Annotated in this window: 19 protein-coding genes; 17 read left to right on the top strand and 2 right to left on the bottom strand. The window is 46.4% G+C overall.

Annotated features, from left to right (window positions below):
* Positions 1-90: 90 nt before the first annotated feature.
* Positions 91-1,323: an aminopeptidase gene (locus MHI38_RS03515; protein ID WP_154890386.1), complete on the bottom strand. Its 1,233-nt coding sequence runs from the start codon at positions 1,321-1,323 to the stop codon at positions 91-93.
* 87 nt (positions 1,324-1,410) lie between these two features.
* Positions 1,411-2,643 carry an aminopeptidase gene (locus MHI38_RS03510; RefSeq protein WP_154890385.1) on the bottom strand — a complete coding sequence of 411 codons (1,233 nt, stop codon included), beginning with the start codon at positions 2,641-2,643 and terminating at the stop codon, positions 1,411-1,413.
* Positions 2,644-2,908: 265 nt separating this feature from the next.
* Between MHI38_RS03510 and MHI38_RS03505 the strand changes: the two genes are divergently transcribed.
* The 17 genes from MHI38_RS03505 to glpX all read left to right on the top strand — a co-directional run bounded on the left by MHI38_RS03505 (position 2,909) and on the right by glpX (position 25,106).
* Positions 2,909-3,175, top strand: coding sequence for a hypothetical protein (locus tag MHI38_RS03505; RefSeq protein ID WP_244159485.1), 267 nt, complete (start codon positions 2,909-2,911; stop codon positions 3,173-3,175).
* A 184-nt stretch (positions 3,176-3,359) separates the two neighbouring features.
* A complete protein-coding gene (locus MHI38_RS03500) occupies positions 3,360-4,169 on the top strand; it encodes an MBL fold metallo-hydrolase (protein WP_154890384.1) in 810 nt (269 codons plus the stop codon).
* A gap of 205 nt (positions 4,170-4,374) precedes the next feature.
* Positions 4,375-5,385 carry an aldose 1-epimerase gene (locus MHI38_RS03495; protein ID WP_341180974.1) on the top strand — a complete coding sequence of 337 codons (1,011 nt, stop codon included), beginning with the start codon at positions 4,375-4,377 and terminating at the stop codon, positions 5,383-5,385.
* A gap of 157 nt (positions 5,386-5,542) precedes the next feature.
* A complete protein-coding gene (gene fumC / locus MHI38_RS03490) occupies positions 5,543-6,931 on the top strand; it encodes a class II fumarate hydratase (protein ID WP_090924818.1) in 1,389 nt (462 codons plus the stop codon).
* A gap of 197 nt (positions 6,932-7,128) precedes the next feature.
* Positions 7,129-9,897 carry a CHASE3 domain-containing protein gene (locus MHI38_RS03485; RefSeq protein ID WP_341180973.1) on the top strand — a complete coding sequence of 923 codons (2,769 nt, stop codon included), beginning with the start codon at positions 7,129-7,131 and terminating at the stop codon, positions 9,895-9,897.
* A 262-nt stretch (positions 9,898-10,159) separates the two neighbouring features.
* Positions 10,160-11,776: a PucR family transcriptional regulator gene (locus tag MHI38_RS03480; RefSeq protein WP_341180972.1), complete on the top strand. Its 1,617-nt coding sequence runs from the start codon at positions 10,160-10,162 to the stop codon at positions 11,774-11,776.
* A gap of 310 nt (positions 11,777-12,086) precedes the next feature.
* The gene (uraD, locus tag MHI38_RS03475) at positions 12,087-12,596 is read left to right on the top strand and encodes a 2-oxo-4-hydroxy-4-carboxy-5-ureidoimidazoline decarboxylase (RefSeq protein ID WP_154890380.1); all 510 of its coding nucleotides are present in this window, start codon (positions 12,087-12,089) and stop codon (positions 12,594-12,596) included.
* Positions 12,597-12,638: 42 nt separating this feature from the next.
* The gene (gene uraH / locus MHI38_RS03470; RefSeq protein ID WP_154890379.1) at positions 12,639-13,016 is read left to right on the top strand and encodes a hydroxyisourate hydrolase; all 378 of its coding nucleotides are present in this window, start codon (positions 12,639-12,641) and stop codon (positions 13,014-13,016) included.
* A 32-nt stretch (positions 13,017-13,048) separates the two neighbouring features.
* Positions 13,049-14,374, top strand: a complete 1,326-nt coding sequence (locus MHI38_RS03465) for a 5'-deoxyadenosine deaminase (RefSeq protein ID WP_154890378.1) — start codon at positions 13,049-13,051, stop codon at positions 14,372-14,374.
* 42 nt (positions 14,375-14,416) lie between these two features.
* Positions 14,417-15,547, top strand: a complete 1,131-nt coding sequence (locus MHI38_RS03460; RefSeq protein WP_154890377.1) for an XdhC family protein — start codon at positions 14,417-14,419, stop codon at positions 15,545-15,547.
* Complete coding sequence (locus MHI38_RS03455) at positions 15,489-16,139, top strand: nucleotidyltransferase family protein (RefSeq protein ID WP_341180971.1); 651 nt, start codon at positions 15,489-15,491, stop codon at positions 16,137-16,139. Before MHI38_RS03460 ends, MHI38_RS03455 begins: the two co-directional genes overlap by 59 nt.
* A 77-nt stretch (positions 16,140-16,216) precedes the next feature.
* Entirely contained in the window at positions 16,217-17,167 is a 951-nt protein-coding gene (locus tag MHI38_RS03450) for an FAD binding domain-containing protein (RefSeq protein ID WP_341180970.1), read from the top strand.
* 65 nt (positions 17,168-17,232) lie between these two features.
* On the top strand, positions 17,233-19,548 hold the full coding sequence (gene pucD, locus MHI38_RS03445) for a xanthine dehydrogenase subunit D (protein ID WP_341180969.1): 2,316 nt from the start codon (positions 17,233-17,235) through the stop codon (positions 19,546-19,548).
* Positions 19,545-20,117 carry a (2Fe-2S)-binding protein gene (locus tag MHI38_RS03440; protein ID WP_341180968.1) on the top strand — a complete coding sequence of 191 codons (573 nt, stop codon included), beginning with the start codon at positions 19,545-19,547 and terminating at the stop codon, positions 20,115-20,117. The genes pucD and MHI38_RS03440 overlap by 4 nt, the downstream gene beginning before the upstream one ends.
* 134 nt (positions 20,118-20,251) lie before the next feature.
* Complete coding sequence (locus tag MHI38_RS03435; RefSeq protein WP_341180967.1) at positions 20,252-20,644, top strand: hypothetical protein; 393 nt, start codon at positions 20,252-20,254, stop codon at positions 20,642-20,644.
* 296 nt (positions 20,645-20,940) lie between these two features.
* Positions 20,941-23,265, top strand: a complete 2,325-nt coding sequence (locus tag MHI38_RS03430) for a glycosyl hydrolase (RefSeq protein WP_341180966.1) — start codon at positions 20,941-20,943, stop codon at positions 23,263-23,265.
* 755 nt (positions 23,266-24,020) lie between these two features.
* A complete protein-coding gene (gene glpX / locus MHI38_RS03425; protein ID WP_154890371.1) occupies positions 24,021-25,106 on the top strand; it encodes a class II fructose-bisphosphatase in 1,086 nt (361 codons plus the stop codon).
* Positions 25,107-25,250 lie beyond the last annotated feature (144 nt).

The following is a 25,250-nucleotide window of genomic DNA, read 5'->3' as shown; positions in this document are numbered from 1 at the left end:
TTTGATGTTTGCTGAAAAAGAAAAAACAGACGATCTTGCAAACCATGGAATCCATGGCAGCAAAATTGCCTGTTCAATATAAAAGTTTTTTTAAAACGCCCAGTTTCCTTTCAGGAAAATCGGTTCACGGTCTCCACGCGCTGTAATGCCATAGATGTCTGTCTCTGGTGACCCCATCATAAAATCAACATGAGTGATGCTGGAGTTCATACCGCGTTCCGCAAGCTCTTCGGGAGACATCGTTTTGCCTCCTTCGATATTGGAAGCGTACGAACTGCCAATCGCCAGATGGCAAGATGCGTTCTCATCATACAGCGTTGTATAATACAGAATTCCGCTTTCCGAGATTGGAGAGTGGAACGGTACAAGCGCAACTTCGCCAAGATAATGAGAACCTTCATCCATGGAGACGAGGCGCTCTAACGTTTCCTGACCTTCCTCTGCATGAAAGTCCACAATCCGTCCCTTCTCGAATGTGAGGGTAAACCGGTCGATAATACTACCGCCGTAACTTAGCGGTTTGGTACTCGCCACTGTACCGTTCACACCGTATTTCGCTGGAGCGGTGTACACTTCTTCCGTAGGAATATTGGCTACAAAAGGGGTTCCTTGTGCGTTTACGCTACCAGCCTGCGCCCAAATATGTCCTTCAGGGAGCTCTATCGTAAGATCTGTGCCCGGGGAGATGTAATGCAGTGCATGGTACTTCTTGTTATTGAGCGCCACGGCTCGTGACTCCAGGCGTTCGATATGTTGTGCCCATGCAGCGATTGGATCTTCAACGTCCGCGCGTACAGCGGCAAAGATCGCATCCCAGAGCTGATTCATCTGTTCTGCTTGTGGGAGATCAGGGAATACCTTGGCCGCCCAATCCGGTGAAGGGCAAGCAATGCCAGTCCAACTCATCTTATCAGCTTGCAGATACTGACGATACTTAGCCATCGCCTGACCAAAGGAGCGCTGGTTCGCCGAGATTCTAGCCGGATCAATGCCTTTCATCAGATCCGGGCTGGAAGATAAAATCGTCAGAAAAACGGCATTATTCTCTGCGAGTTCCTCCATCTCTGCCGCATGCCATTTGGGAAGTTCATCGAAGGACTCCTCAGGAGCCATTTCAAAGCGAAGACGGTTGACCGTTTCATCGGAGTATTTCACGATAACTTGTTTGGCCCCGGCTTCATATCCTTTACGTACCAGTAGTTGCACAAGTGGTGCTGCATCAATCATGGCATTGATGACAAAAATCTGCCCCGGTTGCACGTTTGCCCCAACTTTGACAGCGAGTGCAGCGTATCGATCCAGCTTTTGTTCAAAACTCAACATCGAATGTCCCTCCATAATCTTTAAATATGAGTACAATTCAGACACAGGAAAAGAGAGGAGAAATCTCCTCTCTATGCATGGAGCATATTAGAATGCCCAGTTTCCATTCACGAAGATCGGTTCTTCCGCACCTTCCGAAGTGACACCATTGATGTTCATCTCACCGGAACCAATCATGAAATCAACGTGAGTCAGACTGGAGTTCATGCCATGTTCGATCAACTCTTCCTTAGACATCGTCTTGCCGCCTTCCAGACAGAAAGCATACGCATTTCCGATCGCCAAGTGATTGGATGCATTCTCATCAAACAATGTATTGTAGAACAGAATGTTCGTATCCGAAATTGGAGATTGATGTGGAACAAGGGCAACTTCACCCAGATAATGTGCACCTTCATCCATTTCGACGAGGTTTTTCAGTGCATCAAGCCCTTGCTCAGCAGTGTAATCAACAATGCGTCCATTCTCAAATGTGAGGGAGAAGCCGTCAATCAGATTGCCACCGTAACTAAGCGGTTTTGTGCTGCGAACAGTACCATTCACACCGGTTTTCAGCGGTGCAGTAAATACTTCCTCTGTAGGCATATTGGCAATAAACACATGTCCTTGCTCGTTTACACTGCCTCCGGATACCCAGATGTGACCTTCTGGAAGTTCGATGGTTAAGTCTGTACCTTGCGCGGTATAGTGAAGTTTTTTATATTTTTTGCTGTTCAGCAGATCTGCGCGGGAGTCAAGGTTCTGCAAGTGAGTTTTCCATTCAGCGACAGCATCTTTTTCACCAATCCGTACCGTTTTGAAAATAACATCCCACAGGCGGTCTACTTGCTGCGCTTCAGGCAGATCCGGGAACACTTTAGCGGCCCATTCAGGGGAAGGGACAGCTACGATGGACCAGCTGAACTTATCAGCCATTTGATAGGCGCGATATTTCTCCAGCGCTTTGCCGCGCACTTTCTGACTGGTTACGATGCGCTCCTGTGCCACTCCGTTCAGCAGATCCGGATTTTCCGCGATGACATGCAAGATTGCCGCGCCTTCTTCAACAAGCTCTGTCATTTCACCTGCAAACCATTTCGGTTCAATGGAGAATGCTTCATCTGGAGCCAGATCATAGTGAAGTCGGGTAACCGTTTCGTCACTCCAGTTGACTTTGACCAGTTTTGCACCCGTGTTGTACGCAGCCTTAACGATCAATCGTACAAAATGAGCTGCCGTGATTGGCGCATTTACGACTAACGTTTGTCCAGGGTGGACATTGACACCTACTTTGACAGCCAGTTCAGCATATTGTTGCAGATTCGATTCAAAATTGTTCATGCTATTTTTTCCTCCAATGTGATATGAATATCGTAGCTGGCGGTCTATTATAGTCCTCTTTGAAGTTAATGAGGATTCAGCATAGGGCCTTCATTGAATAATGTATACGTTGCTACGATATATATTGTACAATTAACCAATAATAATTACCAAACAGCTTTGCCAGAAAGTTGGAGAAAAGCACCAAAAGAGAGTTTTTTGGACGCTTGAATCGAAGAGTTATCGAAGTGAGGCTTGAAACGAGAGATTAAAGGAGAGTATAAAAGTGAGTATTGAAATTATTCGCGCAGAAATGCGTCGTGAGGATGAAAAAAGTTTCGTAGGTAGCACGGTGTTCAAAACAGATGGTGGTAAATCCGTATATGAAATTACGTTTATGAGCAAGAACGGTAAGGACTGGGACTACAGCTTGCACTTCACGGAACAGTCGGGTGATGAGGAAGAGTTGCTGAAAATGGACGAGTTGCTCGAAAATGATGATGATTTGTACAATCAATTGCTGGATGCAGCCTTGGATGCTTACCCGGCTTAATGGAAAGTAAATATTCTTGTTCTATTGTCCGAGTTACCTGACTATACTAGACGGTGTGTGCCCTGGGAAGGGTGTCCGCCGTCTATTTTTATTTCCGAGATTCCGAATAGATATTCCAGAAAAGGGAAGTCTACGAGATGAACTAAACCAGAGAGACAATTCGCCTGATGGGAGGTAACCGTGAATGGCATTTGACAATCTGATTACATCAGGAATGACCAGCGTAGAGGAAGTTGCTCCTGATATTTTGAGCTTGCGTACCCTTTTTGTGAATGTCGTGTTCATTGGAAAACCGGGAAGCAGGAGCTGGGTCCTTGTGGACACAGGAATGTCAAAATTCACGAATCACATTGTTGATGTGGCAACCGAGCGTTTTCAAGGTCCGCCGTCTGCCATTATTTTAACGCATGGTCATTTTGATCATGTGGGAACGGTAATTGAACTGGAGCAATTCTGGGGAGTGCCGGTGTACGCGCATCCACTTGAAATACCTTATCTCACAGGTTTGAAAAATTATCCTCCGGCAGACTCTTCTGTGGGTGGAGGCCTCATGACGCAGTTGTCTTTTACGTATCCGAACGAAGCCATTAATCTGGATGATCGGATATTTAGTCTACCCCAAAATCATACGGTGCCCGGCACAAAGGGGTGGAATTGGATTCATACGCCAGGTCATACACCGGGACATATATCCTTGTTCCGCGAAGCAGATCGATTACTGATTGCGGGTGATGCGATTGTCTCGGTCAAACAGGAGTCGCTCTGGAGTGTTCTGCTTCAGGACAAACAGTTACACGGCCCTCCGGCGTATTTTACAACGGATTGGGAGGCAGCGCATGAATCGGTTCAGCGTATCAGGCAACTGGAGCCGAGAACGGTTGTGACAGGGCATGGACATGTGTTAAGCGGGGAGATGTTACATGAATCACTCCGGCATCTCGACATGCATTTTGAAGAAGATACGGTACCCAAGCAGGGTAAGTATGTAGAATGAGAAAACATAGACCGTTACTCGTGAGTGAGTTGAAGAGCGATGAAGACCAACAAAGAGTGATCAAGGCAGCTGATCGTGCAGCTGTCTTTTTGTTTTGCGCTTGCCTGTTTAATTTGTTCTCGATCTCAGATTGTTCTTTTAGGCGCAATCATGATATAGTCGAGCCGTATAATATAACCTTAGTATGCAGGAGGTACATATAACGATGACACAACAGAATACAGCGTTTGAAGAGCAATTTGGCGGTATTCCCGCGGTATGGCTACGCTTTGGTTCATTTGAAGCGGCGGTGATTCCAAGCGTTGGCGCGAACCTGGTAGCTTTTCGGGATACGGAAAAAGGATACAGCTACCTGCGCGAACCGGATCAGGATCAGATGGATGAATTCATGGCGGCTCCTGCCGTGTACGGTATTCCGATTCTGTCTCCTCCTAATCGATATGAAGACGGTCGTTTCCCTTGGGATGGAAAAGTCTATCAACTACCGATTAATGAACCCGCGACAGGCAACCATTTGCACGGATTTTTGCATGATGTGGCGTGGACAGTTGAGGGATTCGGTTCTAATGATCTGGAGAGTTATGTCACACTCAGCCAAAACATTGGAGAAGGCCATGCTTTTTACAAATATTTGCCGTTCACCTTCAGTGTAACGCTTCGTTACTCTCTGAGCAGTCATGGTCTGCAGCAGCAGTTAATTGTGAACAATACGGGCACAGAATATATGCCGAACCTGTTTGCTTTCCATACAGCAATTAAAGTTCCTTTTGCTCCGGACAGTCAGTCCTCGGATTATACAGCCAAAGTGACGATTGGCCAGCGCCGTGAATTAAACGAGCGTTCGCTACCGACAGGACAATTTCAACCGCTTACACCGGAGGAAGAGCAGCTTAAACAGGGCGGAGTTAGTCCGTTTTTTGCAGCGATGGATAACCACTATACCGCCGAGCCGCAAAATGGCCGCAATTACATGGAACTGACAGATCATCGCACAGGAGACAAACTGGTGTACGATGTAGGCACGTCCTATAAACATTGGATGATCTGGAACAACAATGCCTGCAATGAATTTTTCTGTCCGGAACCACAGATGAATCTGGTTAATGCTCCGAATTTGGAAGGGATTTCCGCAGAAGAGAGTGGTCTCGTTGGATTACAACCAGGTGAACTCTATGAACAAACCAGCCGTTTGTATCCGATTGCTGCTCAAAAATAAAACGGGATAGATTGAACTTGCTTCTGACCTATTCGTTTTGCGCTACGCTTACAATTTTGTCGAAAAGGTGAAAACCTGTTCGTAAATCATGTATAATATGACGAGATACACAAGCTTTGTAGAGACCCAGACCAACATTTTGGAGGAGGACAAGCAAGTGGAATACCGCATTGAGAGAGATACGTTAGGCGAAATGAAAGTACCAGCCGACAGGCTGTGGGGCGCTCAGACGCAGCGCAGTAAGGAAAATTTCCCGATTGGACGCGAGCATATGCCGATGGAATTGGTGCGAGCTCTCGCCATTTTGAAGAAAAGTGCTGCAGCTAGCAATCATAAATTAGGCAAATTATCAGCGGCGAAAGCAGATGCGATTGCTTATGCTGCTGATGAAATTATTGCAGGACGTATTGATGATCACTTCCCACTGGTTGTATGGCAGACGGGTAGCGGTACTCAATCCAACATGAACGTGAATGAAGTCATTGCTAACCTGGGTAACCAGCTGCTGGAGCAAAAAGGTAAAGAAGAGCGCCTGCATCCGAATGATGATGTGAATATGTCGCAAAGCTCCAATGACACCTTCCCAACAGCGCTGCATGTCGCGGGCGTTCTTGCGGTGGAGGATCAGTTGCTGCCAGCAATTGCGGTGTTGAAAGCGACTTTTGCGGAAAAAGTGGAAGCGTTTAAGGATATCATCAAAATTGGACGTACTCACCTTCAGGATGCAACGCCGATTACGCTTGGCCAAGAGATTAGCGGCTGGGAAGCTATGCTCGGTAAGAGTGAACGTATGATCCGCGAAAGCGTAGAGTACATGAAGGAGCTTGCGATTGGGGGTACGGCTGTAGGAACCGGAATTAACGCGCATCCTGACTTCGGTGATCTTACAGCTAAGGAGATTGGTAAACATACAGGTAAAGATTTCGTATCTGCGCCGAACAAATTCCACGCTCTGACCAGCCATGATGAAGTGGTGTATGCTCACGGTGCAGTAAAAGCGCTTGCAGCGGATATGATGAAAATCGCCAATGACGTACGCTGGCTCGCAAGTGGTCCACGTAGCGGTCTCGGTGAGATTCGTATCCCTGAGAACGAGCCGGGCAGCTCGATTATGCCAGGTAAAGTGAATCCGACACAGAGCGAAGCGATCACGATGGTTGTGACACAAGTGATGGGTAACGATGCGGCGATTGGATTCGCGGCAAGCCAAGGTAATTTTGAACTGAACGTATTCAAACCTGTCATCATTTATAACTTCCTGCAGTCTGTACAGTTGCTCGCTGACTCCATCGTTGCATTTAATGACAAATGTGCTGTGGGTATTGAGCCGAACCTGGATCAGATCAAACACAATCTGGATAACTCGCTTATGCTGGTCACTGCACTCAATCCTCATATTGGATATGAGAATGCAGCTAAAATTGCTAAACTTGCACATAAAGAAGGTTTGTCCCTGAAGGAAGCTGCGTTACAAACCGGACTTCTTACAGAGGAACAATTCGATCAATATGTAGACCCGGCTAAAATGATTGCACCAAAGGCTTAAACTGATTTTAAACTCCTATATTGTGTCAATTATAAATTTCTATGAATAAAGTCCCGGAAAAGCGGCCTGCTAAGCAGGTCGTTTTTCTTATGTAATCACATATTTTTCTTGTCAGCTGATATCTATACATATAAAATACTAATGCAACAGATTTCATGCAACGATTCAGCATTCGTCTATATTTGGAGGGTTTCACGTTGTCTAAAACGAGAAGATTTACGATACGCTCCAAAATTGTATTGGGCTATCTTGTGGTTGTGCTCTTATTTGGTGTAGTGCTACTGATCCTTTCGGCCCAAATCGATGTGTTGCAGAAGGAAAATGATTTTATTAGTCATCATGATCTGGACGTACATAATCTGACCAACGCGATTGAGAAAAACGTACTCGATATGGAAACGGGACAGCGCGGGTTCATGCTTACCGGAAAGGAAAGTTATCTGCAACCTTATGATCAAGGTCTTTCCGAGTGGAATACGAATTACGATCAGTTATACGCCTTGATTAGCGATAATCCTGCACAACAGCAAAACTTGCAAAATATTAAATCCCATATCAACCGTTGGATTGAAATTGCTGGTGAACGATCCGTACAGCTCAAGAAGGAAGGCGATCAGGATAAGGTTCTCGCTTTTTTTCAGTCCGATCCGGGGAAAACGGAAATCGATCTGCTTCGCTCCCAGCTGGCTACCTTCCGCAACACCGAAATTTTGCTTACAGAAGCTAGGGTGACGGATTTGGCGAACCGGAGTTCAACTTTGCTGACAATCATGTACACCTTGTGGGGTCTGATTGCAGCACTATCCATCGCCGCGGCTTTCATTGTATCAGGCAACATTGTTAGAACGCTTCAAGAGGTAAAGCACACGATTAGCGATATCTCCAGAGGCGGTAACCTCAAACAGCGGATACGTGTAAGAACACGGGATGAAGTCGCTGATCTCGCACATGAAGCGAATCAACTACTGGATGAAGTGCAGGAGCAAAACCGGGTGAAGGATCAACTTACAGGTGTTGCTACTCTTTTCCAAAACCCTACCACATTAGAAGGTTTATCACGTTTGTTCCTGAGTGAACTTGCAACGATGTTGGAGATTCCGTACAGCGTGTTGTATCACTGGAAGGACAATCGGTTGTTTCGGGTGGCAGCCTATGCAGGAGACGGGGAGAAGGAACGCTCGCTCGGGAAAATATCACTTGCCCCTGGTGAAGGGTTAGTCGGTCAAAGTGCGATTGAGCAGCGGGTGTTACGAATGAATGATTTACCACAGAATTACATTCGCATCTCGTCAGGTCTGGGCCATGCCTCAGCGAGTTCGCTTACCGTTGTACCCATCCTGTTTGAAGGAAAGACCGTTGCTGTCGTAGAACTCGCTTCCATGAAGCCATTAACCGAGAAGGCCATGGAATTGATCAAGGAATTAACGGTCATTTTCGGAGTTTCGCTTCATTCTACAGTTACGCGGATGGAACTACAGCACCTTTACGATGAATCGCAAGTACTGAACGAAGAGTTACAGGCACAATCCGAGAAGTTGCAACTTCAAACCGAGGAGATGCAATCTCAGACAGAAGAATTGCAGATGCAAACGGAAGAGTTATATATGTTAAATGAACGCTTGGAGAGTCAGAAGGGCACGGCTGAGAATGCGGTCCAAGAACTTGCAGCAACTGCGCATCAGCTGCGAATCAGTTCGGGATACAAATCCGAATTTCTGGCTAATATGTCGCATGAGCTGCGCACACCTCTGAACAGCATGTTGATTCTGTCCGAGATATTGGCGGAAAACAAACATCATCATTTGAGCGGTGAGGAGCAGAACTATGCAGCCGTTATTCACAGATCGGGCAAAGACTTACTTAACTTGATTAACGATATTCTCGATCTGTCGAAGGTTGAGGCTGGACAGATGGAAGTGGAATTTGATGATGTTTACCTCGACACGTTGCCTGAAGTGATGAATCAGTATTTCTTGAAAACGGCTGAACAGAAAAAAATAGATTTTCGTATTCAGCTACAAGGTCCTCTTCCGGCTACGATTGAAACCGATGAAATGCGGATGCACCAGATTCTTAGAAATCTGCTCTCGAATGCGTTTAAGTTCACCAGCACAGGGGAAGTGGCACTAACCATTTCTCAGGTGCGTCTGACTGACCCTGAACACGCCGGTCAAGAAACCGAAGTCATTGCTTTTTCCGTTAGTGATACGGGGATCGGTATTGCGGAGGATAAACTTCTCCAGATCTTTGAGGCATTCAAACAGGCTGATGGAGCAACGGCTCGTAAATATGGCGGTACGGGACTAGGGCTGTCCATCTCTCAATCGCTGGCTTCATTACTTGGCGGTTCAATTTCGGCAACGAGCCGTTTGGGCCAAGGCAGTGTGTTCACGCTGTTTCTCCCGTTGTATCGAAAAGGTCACGAGGTTTCGCAGGAGGAGCAAAGTTCTAGACTGTTTGTTTATGAGGCAGTTGATGCTAAAGTAAAAGAAAGTATCGTCCCTTCATCGCCTCAGATGGAGCCGGAACAGAAGAATATGGATATTTTGCTAACGCCTTTGGAGGAATCGTTATTCAAGGATCGACAGATTCTTGTTGTGGATGATGATATTCGTAACGTATATGCGCTTGCAAATGCACTGGAGCAATACGGTATGCAAGTGACCTCTGCTCAGAATGGAACGGAATGTCTGGAGCTGTTAGAGCAGGGAGGTCTTAGACCGGATGTTATTCTTATGGATATCATGATGCCAGAACTGGATGGATATGAAACCACCCGCCGGATTCGAGAGCAACTTGGCCTGACCCAGATTCCCATCATTGCGCTCACAGCAAAAGCGATGAAAGAAGACCGGGAGAAATGTATCGCTGCCGGAGCCACGGACTATCTCAGTAAACCGTTGAATATCAAAGATGTATTATCCCGTATGAAATTATGGATGAGTCACGAAAAAATGGAGATTTGAACGAATCCGCATTGCCGGGTTTAATGTTAAGCATAAAATATTTTCAAACCTATGCCCATGACAGCATGATGATGCTGCCTTGAGGACATAGGTTTATTTTTTTCTCATGTAAGTTTCTTTATGGAAATTGATGTTATAATACTTAACAAACAATTAAAGGTTCTCTATTTTTCATTTCGAAATCGGTGGGATTATGAAGCCTAAAGGTCATTGTAAACGATTTGTTTACACATTTGTGTTAAATATATGGGAGGTCATGTCCATGCAGCTTACCGTTAAAGAAGCTTTGCAGGTATACCCGCTGTCTGAAGCCAAATTGATTGCGGGCCGGGAAGGGACTTCACGGATGATGAAGTCAGTCAACGTCATGGACGCTCCTGATATTGCAGATTGGATCAAATCTGGAGAAATGTTGTTTACGACCGCTTTTATGATCAAAGATAGTGAAACAGATACGCTTCGATTAATGCAACGGCTGAATGAACGTGGATGCGCGGGAATCGGCATCAAGCTTGGACGGTTCTGGGATTCGATTCCCCAAGGCATAGTAGAGGAAGCGAATCGACTTCGGCTACCGCTTTTGGAGCTTCCGTTCCAATTCACTTTCTCTGACCAGATGAATGCCTTGTTTAAAGCGGAACATGAACGTAGCCATCGGCTACTGCATGAAGTTGTTCAGAAGCAAAAGAAACTCATGCAGTTTGCCTTACAGCAACAACAACATCGCAATGTGTTTGCCGAAATGTCCACGATCCTCAATTATTCGATTGCCGTCATCGGCTCCCGCGGACATGTGCTCTATGCGAACGATGACGTGATGTCGGACAATGCAGTCACGCAAGGCTGGCCCTGGAAATCAGTCATGCACCGGGTAAAATGGAATCAGGGGAGCTGTCACCGAGTCCCGATTCAACAAAAAGACGAGGAACTGGGTTTCCTGCTGGTGTACACGGATTCTGCCTTGTCTCTACGAGCGGAGGAGGAACTGTTCCAGCAAGCTGCGGATGTGCTCGCCTTTTACATGGATATGACCTACCGCGAACATATCAACCCAACGGTTCAGGATGAAATGCGAACCTTGCTGACGCAATATATGGATCAGAAATTGACGATGCAGGAGCTCATGACTTTGAGCGAAAATAAGGGAGTACACCTATTTCAAGAGACGTATCAGTGTGTGTTAACCACGCTCGAACCCAATGCTTTTGCTGAGGGGAAGCTGCTCAAGCAGATTCATCGTGAGTTGCAGTACAATCCCCTTATGCAATTCACAGCTTCTCAGCATTTTCAGATGAAAGAAGGAATCCTATCCATCTACAGTTGTCCGACCGGGCGTGATTATGGTGAGGAGTTGTCCGCCTTTCTCTTAAATCGCTTTGGCGATGTGCTCACAGCTCAAGAAGCCAAAGGTGCGCCAAGTCCTCGTTTCTGGATAAGCAAAATGAAACATGAGCCGACTTCACTACGTGAAGCATACCAAGAGTGTCTGGATACACGTCAGTTAGCCCAAAGGCTCGGTATGAAGGATCGGGCACTACAATTTGAGATGTTGGAATTTGCCTATGTATTCCAGCATGTGCCGGAACAGATCATGGAGAACTATTGTCATAAAGTGCTCGAACCGTTACTTGCCAGAGACGGTGATCCCAATCAGGTGCTGATGAGCACGCTAGAGTCTTTTATTGAAAATGACGGATTAATTAATGAAGCCGCCAAACAGCTTTATGTGCATCGCAATACGGTAACTTATCGTATGGAGAAGATCGGCAGTCTGTTGCAAATGGATTTCAAAAAGACGAATGATCTGCTCAAATTAAAGCTGGTCTTTACCTTCCGTAAATTCGTGCGAGATAAAGCGCCTGTAAGACTTCGTACGTAATCACTGCTGCTCGTATGATTGGTGTGCTCATGTGATCATGTGTTCTTGTGTTTATAATGCTCGTGATATGAGTGAGACTTAGAGTGTTGGCCATAATTTATATTAAAATTGATTAAACCGCACTTCCTTCATTGGTGAGTGCGGTTTTTTGACATACACAGCAAGTGTAAAAGTCGGATTCCGTGCGCGGATAACAATTCATTTGTTTGATGTTATGTTATTTTACAAAATCACGTAAATAATATTGCTGTATTCTGAGTCAGTGAATAGAATGAGGAACAATAATTAAATAGAGACCGGAGGTTATCACATGGATGATCTTATACATCTCGTTAACGGCTGGTCTGATCAACGGTTTATGAAAGAATTTGGCTCGTTATTTGAAGAGTCTGCTTGGATTGCAGAGCGTGCTGCCGGTCTTCGGCCTTTTGGTTCATGGGAAGAGATGATGCAGGTTATGACGAAACAAGTTCTTGACTCGGAGTATAAAGAGAAGCTGGAACTGCTCCGAAAGCATCCGGATTTGGGTGCTCGCATCAGAATGAGTACCAGCTCGGTTCAGGAGCAGGCTGGTGCTGGCCTGGATTCATTAACGCCGGAACAATATAACGAGCTAAAGCAGTTGAATGAGAGGTATACAAAGCAATTTGGCTTTCCGTTCATTTTAGCGGTGAAGGGCCATACGAAGGGATCTATTTTTGATTCCATAAGACAACGGCTAGAGAGAAACGAGCAAGAAGAATTCGTAACGGCATTAAATGAGGTATTTAAAATTGCGACAATTCGGTTGCAACAATGGATGACCGAGCGTGCGAAGTGATCTGAAGAAAAAGGATAAACATAGATCGAAGGTGAATGCCTGATGCAGCCGAATGCAGGCCGGATTACTACACATGTACTGGATATATCTAAGGGGGCTCCTGCTGTAGGAGTGAGAATTGAACTCTATTTTATAAAATGGTCAGGAAACGAGTGGAATGCCCTGAAGATGGCAGAATCATTGACCAATTCGGATGGACGTTTGAATGAACCTCTGCTTCAAGAAGGAAAGCTGGAAGTGGGCGAATACGAACTGCGTTTTGATGTGAAACCCTATTTTGCACAAGATGCTCAAACGGATATCACACATGTGTTGTGGACCGAAGTCCCTATTCGTTTTGCCGTAAGAGATACCGGAGGCCATTATCATATCCCTTTGTTGATAGCACCTGGGGGATACAGCACGTACCGGGGAAGCTGAAGAGAAGACAGGACGGGACAGGGGAGATGGGGATGGGAACGATTTTAATCAAAGGCGCGCAATTGGTCACGATGAATACAGAAGAGGAAGTATTTACGGGAGATCTTCTCATCGAAGATAACAAAATCAAAGACATGGCAGTGCATATCGATGAGAACCTGGCAGATCAAGTTATTGATGCACGAGGGAAAGTATTACTGCCCGGCTTTATCCAGACCCACATTCATCTATGCCAGACGTTGTTTCGCGGACGTGCGGACGATATGGAACTAATGGATTGGCTCCGCAAACGCATCTGGCCGCTAGAAGCGGCACATGACGAGGAATCGGTGTATTACTCGGCAATGCTTGGACTGGGCGAATTGATCTCTAGCGGCACAACAACCATTCTGGATATGGAGACCGTGAACCATACGGAATCGGCTTTTCAAGCGATGGCCCAGAGTGGAATCCGGGTCATCTCAGGCAAGGTGATGATGGATCATGGTGATGAGGTTCCTGAGCCTCTGCGGGAGGATACGGCGGATTCGTTGCAGCAGAGTGTTGATTTGTTAGAAAAATGGAACGGATTCGGTGGAGGCCGCATTCAATATGCGTTTTGTCCAAGGTTTGTTGTATCCTGCACAGAACAATTGCTCATGGAAGTTCGGGACCTCTCGAATAAATATCATGTCAAGGTGCATACCCATGCTTCCGAGAATCGTGGAGAGATTGAACTGGTCGAACACGAGAGAGGTATGCGTAACATCGTCTATCTTGATCACATCGGTCTAGCCACCCCGAGATTGGTTCTTGCACACTGTGTGTGGCTGAGTGAAGAAGAGAAGGAGATTATTCGTAAACGTGGTGTCAAAGTAACCCATTGTCCCGGATCTAATATGAAACTTTCCTCCGGAATTGCCGACATCCCCGACCTTTTGAACAGACAAATTGCAGTGGGGATCGGTGCAGACGGTGCGCCATGTAATAACAATCTGGATATGTTTCAGGAGATGCGTATGACAGCTTTGATCCAGAAGGTGCCGCACGGGCCGACGGTGATGGATGCCAGAACCGTGTTACACATGGCAACGATGGGCGGGGCGGAAGTGTTGGGGCTATCCAGAGAGATAGGCAGTCTTGAAGTTGGCAAAAAGGCAGATATGATCCTGCTGGACCTTGATGATTTTCATACGTACCCGTCCTATGAGACCGACATTTACTCCCGTATCGTGTATTCGGCTACCCGTAGCTGTGTGGAAACGGTCATCATTGATGGCAGTATCGTGCTGAACAATCATAAAATACAAACTATTGACCGCAGCATCGTATTACGAGAGTCAGATAAATGCATTGCACGGCTAATGAAACGGTTATAACAGAAACGTTGAAAGGACAAATAGTAAAGAGGGGGCGGCCCTATGGAGATGCATGATCTGTGTGCCATTGCCCTTCGTGAAACCCGGAGTGTACTTGCTACTGCGATTAAAGTGGAGGGGCATGCCTATCGCAAGCAAGGGGTTTCTATGCTAATAACGGAGGACGGCAGGATGTACGGCAGTATCAGTCCGGGTTGTCTGGAGAGTGACCTGCAAGCCAGGGTGAGCCGCGTGCTGGAGACGCAACAACTTGAGCTGGCTTCCTACGATATGAGGCCTGAAGACGACTTGTCCTGGGGCGAAACAATTGGTTGCGGAGGCCTTGTAGTTGTTCTGCTTGAACCGATCTGTGGTGAGCTGTATGACATAATGAAACAGATGCAACAATGTTCGGATGCGGCAATAGCGGTTTCTCTTCTCCGGTCGTTCAATGACGATTACACTAACATTACGTATCGTTGCTCGAAGATCGAGTCAGTCAAGTCAGCCGAGCCAGGACAAGAGCAATATTTAACTGCAAATGAACAACCTGATTGTTTCGAAAATGATTTATTGTTGTCCTGTCCTCCTGATCTGGAGGTTAGGAATAATTCTTGGAATCTTCCTCAACATTTTACTTCGCTATATACGCCCAAACCACGTTTGATTATCATTGGCGCCGGAAATGATGTTGTACCGGTCGCCGCACTGTCTCAATCCGCTGGATTCCGTGTCGTTATCACAGATTGGAGAGTAGCCTTGTGTACGCCAGAACGATTTCCAGATGCGGAACTCGTGCACGGTTTTCCTCAGGAAGTTTTCCCGCAGCTTAACATCAATGAACATGACTATCTCATCCTAATGAGTCATCAATTCCCCCGTGAACGAGAATGGATAGCGTTATTAGACAACACCAACTATGCATATCTCGGCATTATGGGTTCACGTACCCGAACAGCTCGTTTGTTCGACGGGATGCCACCATTACATCACGTGCATAGTCCAGTTGGATTGTCCATTGGTGCAGATGGGCCAGAGGAGATCGCGATCAGTATTGTTGCAGAGTTGATTACGGTAAGACGTAAGGGAACGGCTGTTAAATCTGCGTTAGTAACCGAAAAAAGGAGCGGTGCTTATGCAAACGACAGGTATCGTTCTGGCGGCTGGCAAGAGCAGCAGACTTGGGCGAGATAAACTATCGGTCATGATGCCGGATGGAAGAGCACTGGCGGCATGGACACTGGAGGCCGCTCTGAATTCCCGGTTGGATCACATCATCTGTGTGGTCAAACCAGAGGATAGTCTTGAATGGTTACCTTCCAAATGGCACAAGGCATTCTCTTACACATATAATCCCGACAAAAGATTGCGTGTGGTATTATGTAACGATTTCGCTGGTGGTATGGCAAACTCCATTCGTTGCGGTATATTGACGGCGATGGAATACAAGCCGAAGGGGGTCCTGATGCTGATGGCAGACCAGCCCCTTATAACGACAGAGAATATTAATCATGTCACCGCAGTACTGGATTCTAATCCGCTGTCTGATTATGTTGCGGGTACGGACAATGAGGGGAGTAAACCCCCGGTTGCTTTTCGCTCACATATGTTCGGCCCGCTTCTGTCCCTACACGGAGATGAAGGGGCACGCAAAATGCTCCGAAACCCTAAATACCAAGGTGTACAGGTGTCTTTAGGGCGAGAGAGTTTCTGGGACGCTGATACGGAGTTGCAAGTGCAACAAATTCTGAAATATGCAGAAGAACGGATGTGGAGGGAAGCCTAAAATCAACGCGACTCTGTACGAACACAGCAAGACGATTGGAAAGGTAGAGGAAACGGAGAAATAAAGGAGGGAGAGCCATGGTACTGCCGGGATACGGCTCAGGTGCACAGCCCTCGGTGTGGCAGCCAGATACGTTACAAGAACTACAAAATATTAGGGAACAGATTGAAGGAACACGGTGTTACGTTGCTGGAGGCACGTTATTGCGAACACAATGGGAGGCTTCATCAAAGGTTTTACCAGAACATTTGGTTAGTTTGGCTTGCATTCCCGAGATCAGTGGAATCTCGATGCAAGGAGATGAGATTGTGATTGGAGCCATGACCCGATTGAGGGAATGTGCAACAGATTCTTTGCTAAGCCGGTTTCCTATTTTGCATCAGGCTATCTTGGCTATAGCTGCCCCTTCTGTTCGAAATCTGGCGACGATTGGCGGGAATATTGCTTCCGGGATAGGGGACACATTACCGGCGCTACTTGTGTATGATGCTGAGCTTCACTTCCTGACCTGTCGTGGTATGAAGACACAGCACGTGGCATTATGGCTTGAAAATGGACGTGATAACAAGCTGAACGCAGATGATGTATTAATCTCCATTCATATTCCGTTCAGGAACGCTACAGTAAATCTATCGTCCTCTGATCCAGAGCAATACGTATACGAGACCGAGCAATCCATGCCTGAACGAAATCATCAAATCTCCTTCTATCGTAAATTAGGCCGAAGAGAGGCATTTACTGCCTCGCTTGTCACGGTAGCTTGTCACGGGGAGATTAATCCGGAGGACGGACGATGGACACAGGTTGCGATAGCTGCTGGTGGCGGCTCGGGTATAGCCGTGAGGTTAACCGAAACGGAGCACTGGCTTCGATCAGGAAAAGCAGATGCTTCTCAAGCCGCCGGGCTTGCGACCCAGGCTGTTGCTGAATTTGTATCCTATACGGATGCTTTTGCCACTGAACTCTACAGAAGACAGTCGGCAGGGAATATGCTTGGGGCCGGACTTTGGCAGGCTTTTCATCCATAGGCAACTAAGCTGTCTGCAAATCAGAACTGGACTTAAAAAAGGAGCTACGAAAGGGGAGGAACACCATGTTGCTTAACCGGAAACAGAGTAGAAATCGCTGGCATCTGCGGCCGGATGGTCCTCCTAAGGTCACGGGACAATTGCAGTATCTAACGGATATGTCCTTGCCTAACATGGTCTATGGGAAAGTACTGCGAAGTGCTTATCCTTATGCACGGTTGCTGTCGGTTGATACAACGGAAGCGGAAGCCATGGAGGGTGTATATGCGGTGTTAACGGCCAAAGACGTACCTGGACTCAACCGTTTTGGTATTGCGACCCCGGATCAGCCCGTCTTCTGTGAAGATGTTGTTCGTTATGTAGGCGATGCGATTGCCGCGGTTGCGGCTGACTCACCTGAACGAGCCTTGCTCGCCATAGAAGCTATTCGTGTAAAGTATGAGGAGATTGAGCCACTGGATAGCACGGCTGCCGCACTGGCTCCTGGGGCGCCTGAACTGCATCCACATGGTCCAGGCAATGTGCTGCATCGTACAGAGATCAAACGCGGAGATGCCCAGCAAGCTTTTGATGCTTGTGCACATATCGTAACTGAGACTTATTATACGCCACGACAAATGCATGCATATATGGAGACAGAGGGAGGGCTGTTTGCACCTGACGAGATGGGTCGTCTTCATGTCTATGCGGCAACACAGCATGGGTATAAGGATCGTATGCAACTCGCACGTATTATTGGCTGCCCGGAAGAAGACATTCGGGTGGTATCTTCACCTATTGGCGGTTCGTTTGGCGGAAAAGATGAATTGAACGTGCAACCTTATGGTGCACTGCTCGCGTTAAAATGCGGCCGCCCTGTTAAAATGCATAACTCGCGTAAAGAATCCGTTCGGGCTGGTTTGAAGCGTCATCCGATGAAGATTGAGATGCAAACGGGGATAAGCCGTGAGGGGATTTTGCAGGCACATCGGGTTCGTATTACGGCAGATACCGGTGCATATGCAACACTTGGAGCACCCGTATTGAACTTCTGTACCGAGCATTGTATGGGGCCGTATATGATTCCGCATGTGGATGTAGAAGGGGTATCTGTGTATACAAACAATGGATTATCCGGGGAGTTTCGCGGATTCGGAGGCAATCAGGCGATCTTTGCAATGGAAGGTCAGATGGATCGTTTAGCACAGCTCATAGATATGGACCCCTGGGAGTTTCGGCGGCGTAATCTGAGGCAGAAACATGATCCCGGTCCCTTGAACCAGCGTATTCTGCCCACGGATGGATTATATCAAGTATGGGAGGCGCTGGACCGCTCGGAGCTATGGCAGAAGCATCTTCATCCTCCGGTGGAAGCGTCACTTCCTCCATGGATCAAACGAGGCGTAGGTGCGGCTATCGCAATGCATGGCGCCGGGCTTGGTTATGGCATTCCAGATCCGGCTGGTGGACGCTTGTCGCTGAATGCGGAGGGCAAGATTGAAGTGGCCTTCAGCTACGAGGAATTCGGGCAAGGTCTTGTGGCCACGCTGGAGATCATGCTCTGTGATCTCTTCCAGTGCCACCCATCGGACCTGAGTATTGTTATTGGGGATACAGACCGCGTGCCCCATAGTGGATCCAGTACGGCATCTCGTTCCACCACGATGGCCTGGATGGCTTTGCAACGTTTGCAGCACCCGTTCCGTGCAAAGCTACTTAAAGTTGCATCACAGTTTTCTGGGATTTCGGCAGAACAACTCATGACAGGACGTGAGGGAATATGGATAAAATCACAGGATTCCTCTTCAACCTCTGCCCCCCGCTTAGTCGTCGCTTATACGGATCTTGTAAAGCAGTGTGAAGCACAGGAATGGATTTTTGACACCACTTTTCATTACCCCACGACGCCTGACAATGTGATGGGCGGTCATTACCTTTACACGTATGCAGCAGTTGCTGCAGAGGTTGAGGTCAATACGCTGACGGGCGAAACCAAACTTCTGGATACAAGGCATATTGTAGCCGCAGGACCGGTGATCAATCCCATGGGTTATATAGGTCAGATTGAAGGTGGCAGTGTAATGGCTCTTGGATTTACGTTAACCGAGGATGCCGTCATGGAGCAGAGCCGCTACGTTACGGCGAATCTGGACACGTATTTAATTCCGACGATCAAGGATATTCACTCGAATTTGGAAGTAGAGGCAATTGAAGAGTTACCTGAAGGAGATGCATTCGGACCCAGAGGCATTGGCGAGATTGGTTCCGTTGCACTCGCACCTGCGATTACTGCGGCTATTCATCAGGCAACAGGCGTATGGGTAACTCAGCTCCCCGTGCCGCGCGAGCAACTCAGTCAGGGGATAAATGTTCTTTTGCCAGAAGGAGTGAAACCATCATGAAGAATCAACCTCTTGAACAGACATGGAGTGCTAGAGTGAATGGGCAATTAAAAGAACTATCCGTTTCTCCTGAAACACGACTTGTCGATATCCTTCGGAATCGCTTAGAGCTGACGGGAACGAAGGTTTCTTGTGAGGTCGGACGATGCGGTGCATGTATGATTCTCATGAATGGAGAGCCGGTTAATGCCTGCCTTGTGATGGCGTATCAAAGTGAGGGGAGCGTCATTACAACCATTGAAGGACTTCATGGTGAGAAAGAGGGAGAGCTACATCCCATTCAACAAGCCTTCTTGGAAGAAGGTGGGTTTCAGTGTGGATACTGCACTCCAGGGATGATTATTTCAACCAAGGCTTTGCTGGACGCATGTCCACATCCTTCTCTGGAGCAGATTGAAACCGGATTATGTGGTAATCTCTGTCGCTGTACAGGCTATGGCGGGATAATACGCGCGGTAAACAAGGCAAGTGAGCGTTGCGCAGTTAAAGGAACGGTTGGAACAGTGGTAAAAGAAAATGGAAACAGATCAGCGGTTAACTTTGTACAAACAGATGGTGCTGAAACCTGATGATCCGAAGCAGTAGCACGATTTAATTTTTGTACAAAATTATGGTAATATTAAAAATAATAGAGAATTTCCTGCGAGTGGAGATCAAGTGCTGCCCGTGGAAAGTTCTTATTTTTTTGTGTGGGGGGATTATGATGAAGAAAAAGCATTTGTTTCTGGGAACCGTGTTAAGTCTGCTTGTGATCATGTTGCTTGCAAATTACATTGAGAATAATGAGGCCGTCGTAAATACGAGCCAGGTGGTCGAAAGTTATGGGGAAGATCGCGAAATGTACAAAGCAACCGTAACGTTTGATATGTTTCCAGCGAAAAAAGCAAGCAACGTAAAAGTTATGGTTGTATACCCTAACGATACGATCGAATATCATGATGTGTCGTCACCTGATGGTCACTACCTTTTGGACATAACGAAAAACGTGGAAGAGTTCGCCTTGGACAAAAGTAAAGGCACATCACCCGAATTCCTGATTACTTGGATATCAGGGGATAAAAATAGAATAAGCTATGTTTCTTCAAGTGTCAGATGAATGAAAGATAAATGAAGAGCTTAGTTACATAAGCATGACTAGATTGTGAAAAACATAGTGTTTTTAAATGTAAATTTAAGCGTTTTCGGAATGTGAGTTTGTAAAGTTTTATTGGGATAGAATAATTATTTTTTCTTGATATACATAGTGATGACTGATCTACATAACCATATATTTACAATTTTATCCACTCATGATATGTTTACATATGAAAGCGCCATCATGATTGGGGTTATGCACATTTCGCTCTCACATTTCAGATGGAAAGGGAGATGGCAATGAAGGTCCGAATGAAGATGGGAACGAAGAATGGATGGAGGGAGAGGGTTCAAAAAACATTGGCAATCATGCTGGTCAGTACCTTGTTGTTGGGTATGCTGGCCTTGCCTGCACCTGCGCAAGCGGATGCCCCGCTGCTTAAGATTGAAGGTGAAGATGCACAATTAACCTCGGATTTGCAAGTGGTAACTCAGATTTACGGACAGCCGAAGCCAGGTTACTCGGGAAGCGGATTTGTCTGGATGCAGGGATCGGGAACGATCACATTAGATGTAACTGTTCCCGAAACGGGGATGTACAGTATTTCCACCCGTTATATGCAGGAGCTTAGTATGGACGGCAGACTTCAATACTTGGCAGTGAACGGGGTAACGAAAGGTTCTTACATGCTTCCCTATACGACAACATGGTCGGATTATGATTTTGGTTTTCACAAATTAAACAAGGGAAGCAACACAATTCAACTGAAGGCTGGTTGGGGTTATGCATATTTTGATACGTTCACGGTGGACTATGCCGATCTTGATCCATTGAATGTGCAGCCTGTGCTCACGGATTCTCAGGCTACACCAGAAACGCAGCTTTTAATGAATTATCTAACGGAGGTATACGGACACAAGATCATATCGGGACAACAGGAGATCTATGGAGGAGGGAATGACGGGAATTCTGAGCTGGAGTTTGAGTGGATACATGATCTGACGGGTAAATATCCGGCTATCCGGGGATTTGATTTTATGAACTACAACCCGCTGTATGGCTGGGAAGATGGTACAACTGATCGATTGATCGATTGGGTGAATAACCGCGGAGGCATTGCAACCGCATCTTGGCATATCAATGTGCCGCGTAACTTTACTACGTATCAGCTTGGCGATTTTGTCGATTGGAAAGAGGCGACCTACAAACCAACCGAAACGAATTTTGATACCGCAAAAGCTGTCATTCCTGGTACGAAGGAGTATCAGTATGTGATGATGACGATTGAAGACCTGGCGGAGCAACTGCAGATATTACAGGATAATGATGTGCCGGTTATTTTCCGTCCTTACCATGAAGCAGAAGGAAACGGCGGATTGAACGGAGAGGGAGCTTGGTTCTGGTGGGCTTCTGCTGGAGCAGATGTGTATAAAAAACTGTGGGATATGATCTACACCGAGCTGACCGAAACGTATGACCTGCATAACCTGATCTGGACTTACAACAGCTACGTTTACAGTACTTCACCAGCTTGGTATCCGGGGGATGATCAGGTAGATCTTGTGGGCTTTGACAAATACAATACGATCTACAATCGTTACGATGGATTATCCGGTGTGCCTAACGAGGATGCCATCACGTCCACATTTTATCAGCTGGTGAACTTGACCAATGGCAAAAAAATGGTGGCAATGACAGAGAACGATACTGTTCCAAGCGTGAAAAATCTGACAGAGGAAAAAGCGGGCTGGCTTTATTTCCTTCCGTGGTACGGCGAGCATCTGATGAGCGAAGCGTTCAACTATGCTGCCACATTAAAAACGCTCTATCAAAGCGATTATGTCATTACTCTGGATGAGTTGCCGGATCTGAAGGCGAACCAGCCCAATCCAAGTGCGGTCATCTCACCCGGAAGTGCGACCTTTGATAAGGAAACAAGTCATGCGCAGGATATTACGATTTCACTCACCTTGAACGGACATCAGCTTACGGGCATTTCTAGGGGAGGGGTGAATCTGGCTTCCGGCCAGCATTATACGGCGTCTGAATCAACAGTGGTACTGAAGCAAGCCTATCTTACAACACTACCTCTCGGGCAAACGAGTCTGACTTTTCATTTCGATCAGGGTAAAGATGCCGTTCTTAAATTGAATGTAGTCGACAGTTCCGTTGTTGTTGTACCACCCGACAGCAAGCTAACGATTCAGGCGTATAACGGCAATACGAGTGCTTCGACGAACGGGATCGCTCCCAAGTTCAAGCTGATTAATTCCGGGAATACGGCTATTCCTCTCAGCGATGTAAAGGTGCGGTACTATTATACGATTGATGGTGAGCAAGCACAGACCTTCTGGTCCGATTGGGCAAGTGTAGGCAGTGCCAACGTTACCAGTACCTTCGTCAAGCTGGACACACCAGTAACTGGTGCTGACTATTATGTTGAACTGGGGTTCACTAGTAACGCCGGAGTGCTGAATCCGGGTGAAAGTGCAGAGATACAGGCTCGGTTTTCTAAAAATAACTGGTCTAATTACAATCAATCCGATGATTATTCCTTCATGGCAACGGGGAATCAATATGCTAATCACAGCAAAATAACCGGGTACGTAAGTGATCAGTTGGTATGGGGTGTGGAACCTTAATCGAAAACAAGCAGACCGGATCAGTTTCTTGTTGAACTGATCCGGTCTTGTTTTATTATGTGTAGGGAAGGAGGCGTATGGATGAAAATCTGAAACTTAAGGGAGTTATGTTTTATTTTAGAAAGTTATACTTTTGGTAGTATATGTAATTTACATGAGAATAATGACGAAGTTTTTACCATAATAATTATTATGTAAACTTATATTTTTCGATATCCTTTATAGATGACATCTATGGTATTAGGGAATGCTAAAGTCCTGATTAATACTAAAATTCACTCTTTTATGAACTGGATTCAGACACAGAAGAGACACTCCATTGCAGTGAACAAATTCCATTTTAGTTGAAACTTTTACACACCAGATTGTTTCCCGAAAATCGTTTTCGATTCTACTGAAAAATGGGCAAGTCAATCATGTTATTTTTGGCTCAAATGACAGTCAGAGCTAGGGTTACAACACTCCATAAGTGTAGAATAGCAACACTAATCTCCTAAGGATACAGGAGAGAAGAAAACGATAATTAAAATTGGGAAAAATATTAATGTTTTAATACAAAAAAAGGAAGCTATACGCACTATAAGCCTACCCCTAAATCAAGTTAAATTAACTTGTCTAATAAATAGAAAAATAAGGGAAATGCCAGAGAAAAGCTGATGCCACGCTATTTATAGATTGATTTGATATGGATTTGCGATAGATTTTCAGATGACCTTCACGTTATGCTGTGGGAAATCAGAAAGGAAGTGGCAACCATGGAACGCGAACTGGCGTTGGAAATTGTCCGAGTAACAGAATTGGCGGCTTTAGCTTCAGCTCCTTGGATGGGAAGAGGCGACAAGAATAGTGCAGACGAAGCGGCTACTTTGGCCATGCGTGCCATGTTCGATTCCGTGTCCATTCGAGGCACGGTCGTGATTGGGGAAGGGGAGATGGATGAAGCCCCAATGTTGTACATCGGTGAAGAAGTCGGGAATGCGGAGGGACCGGAGGTTGACGTCGCTGTTGATCCTTTGGAAGGTACAGACATTGTTGCTAAAGGGCTGAACAATGCACTATCGGTCATTGCGGTGGCGGGAAAAGGAAATCTGCTTCACGCTCCGGACATGTATATGGAGAAGCTGGCCGTTGGTCCTGCCCTGGTAGGCAAAGTATGCATTGAAGATCCGATTGAGGTGACCTTGGAAAAAGCGGCTGTTGCTCTAAATAAAAATATCTCCGATCTCACGGTCATGATCCTTGATCGAGTAAGGCATGAGAGCACGATTAAAACGCTTCGCAAAGTTGGCGTGCGGATCAAATTCCTTAGTGACGGCGACGTTGCGGGAGCGATGGCTCCAGCTTTCCCTGAAGCGGGTATTGACCTGTATGTTGGATCAGGTGGTGCCCCTGAAGGCGTGCTGGCTGCAGCAGCCTTGTCCTGCCTCGGAGGCGAGATTCAAGGCCGTTTGATGCCAGCCAATGCAGATGAATTCCAGCGTTGCTTGCAGATGGGCATTGATAACCCTTACAAAGTGTTGACGATGGAAGACATGATCGGTACAGAGGACGTTATTTTTGCCGCAACGGGAGTAACGCCTGGTGAGATTCTTGGCGGCGTGCGTTATCTTGCAGATGACCGGGCGGAGACAGATTCGATTGTCATGCGTGCCAAAACGAAAACCATTCGTTTTATTCGTTCTCTGCATTTCCTGCCGAACAAAGAGGTATTGCATAAGGTTCGTAAGCTTCAGGCTTCCTCCGAGCCATCAGATCGCATGATCCGGAAATTGACTAAAGAGATGGAACAGGCTGAATTCAGTCAGTCTGCCAAAGAAGCAAGCGTAAGTACAAATGGTTAAAATGTTTACTTCATCTATATATTAAAATCATAGTACGTATATATTAAGTTCATAGAACAAATCTGTGCGCTACATTATTGACAAGTAAGAATGAGGAAAAAAGGTGAATCCTGAATTCCTCATTCTTTTTGTTGTTTTTGCATT

This window comes from Paenibacillus sp. FSL K6-1558, assembly GCF_038002565.1.
GTDB classification, from domain to species: domain Bacteria; phylum Bacillota; class Bacilli; order Paenibacillales; family Paenibacillaceae; genus Paenibacillus; species Paenibacillus polysaccharolyticus.
The sequence above is the reverse complement of the archived record's forward strand: the minus strand, read 5'-3'. Positions and strand labels throughout refer to the sequence as shown.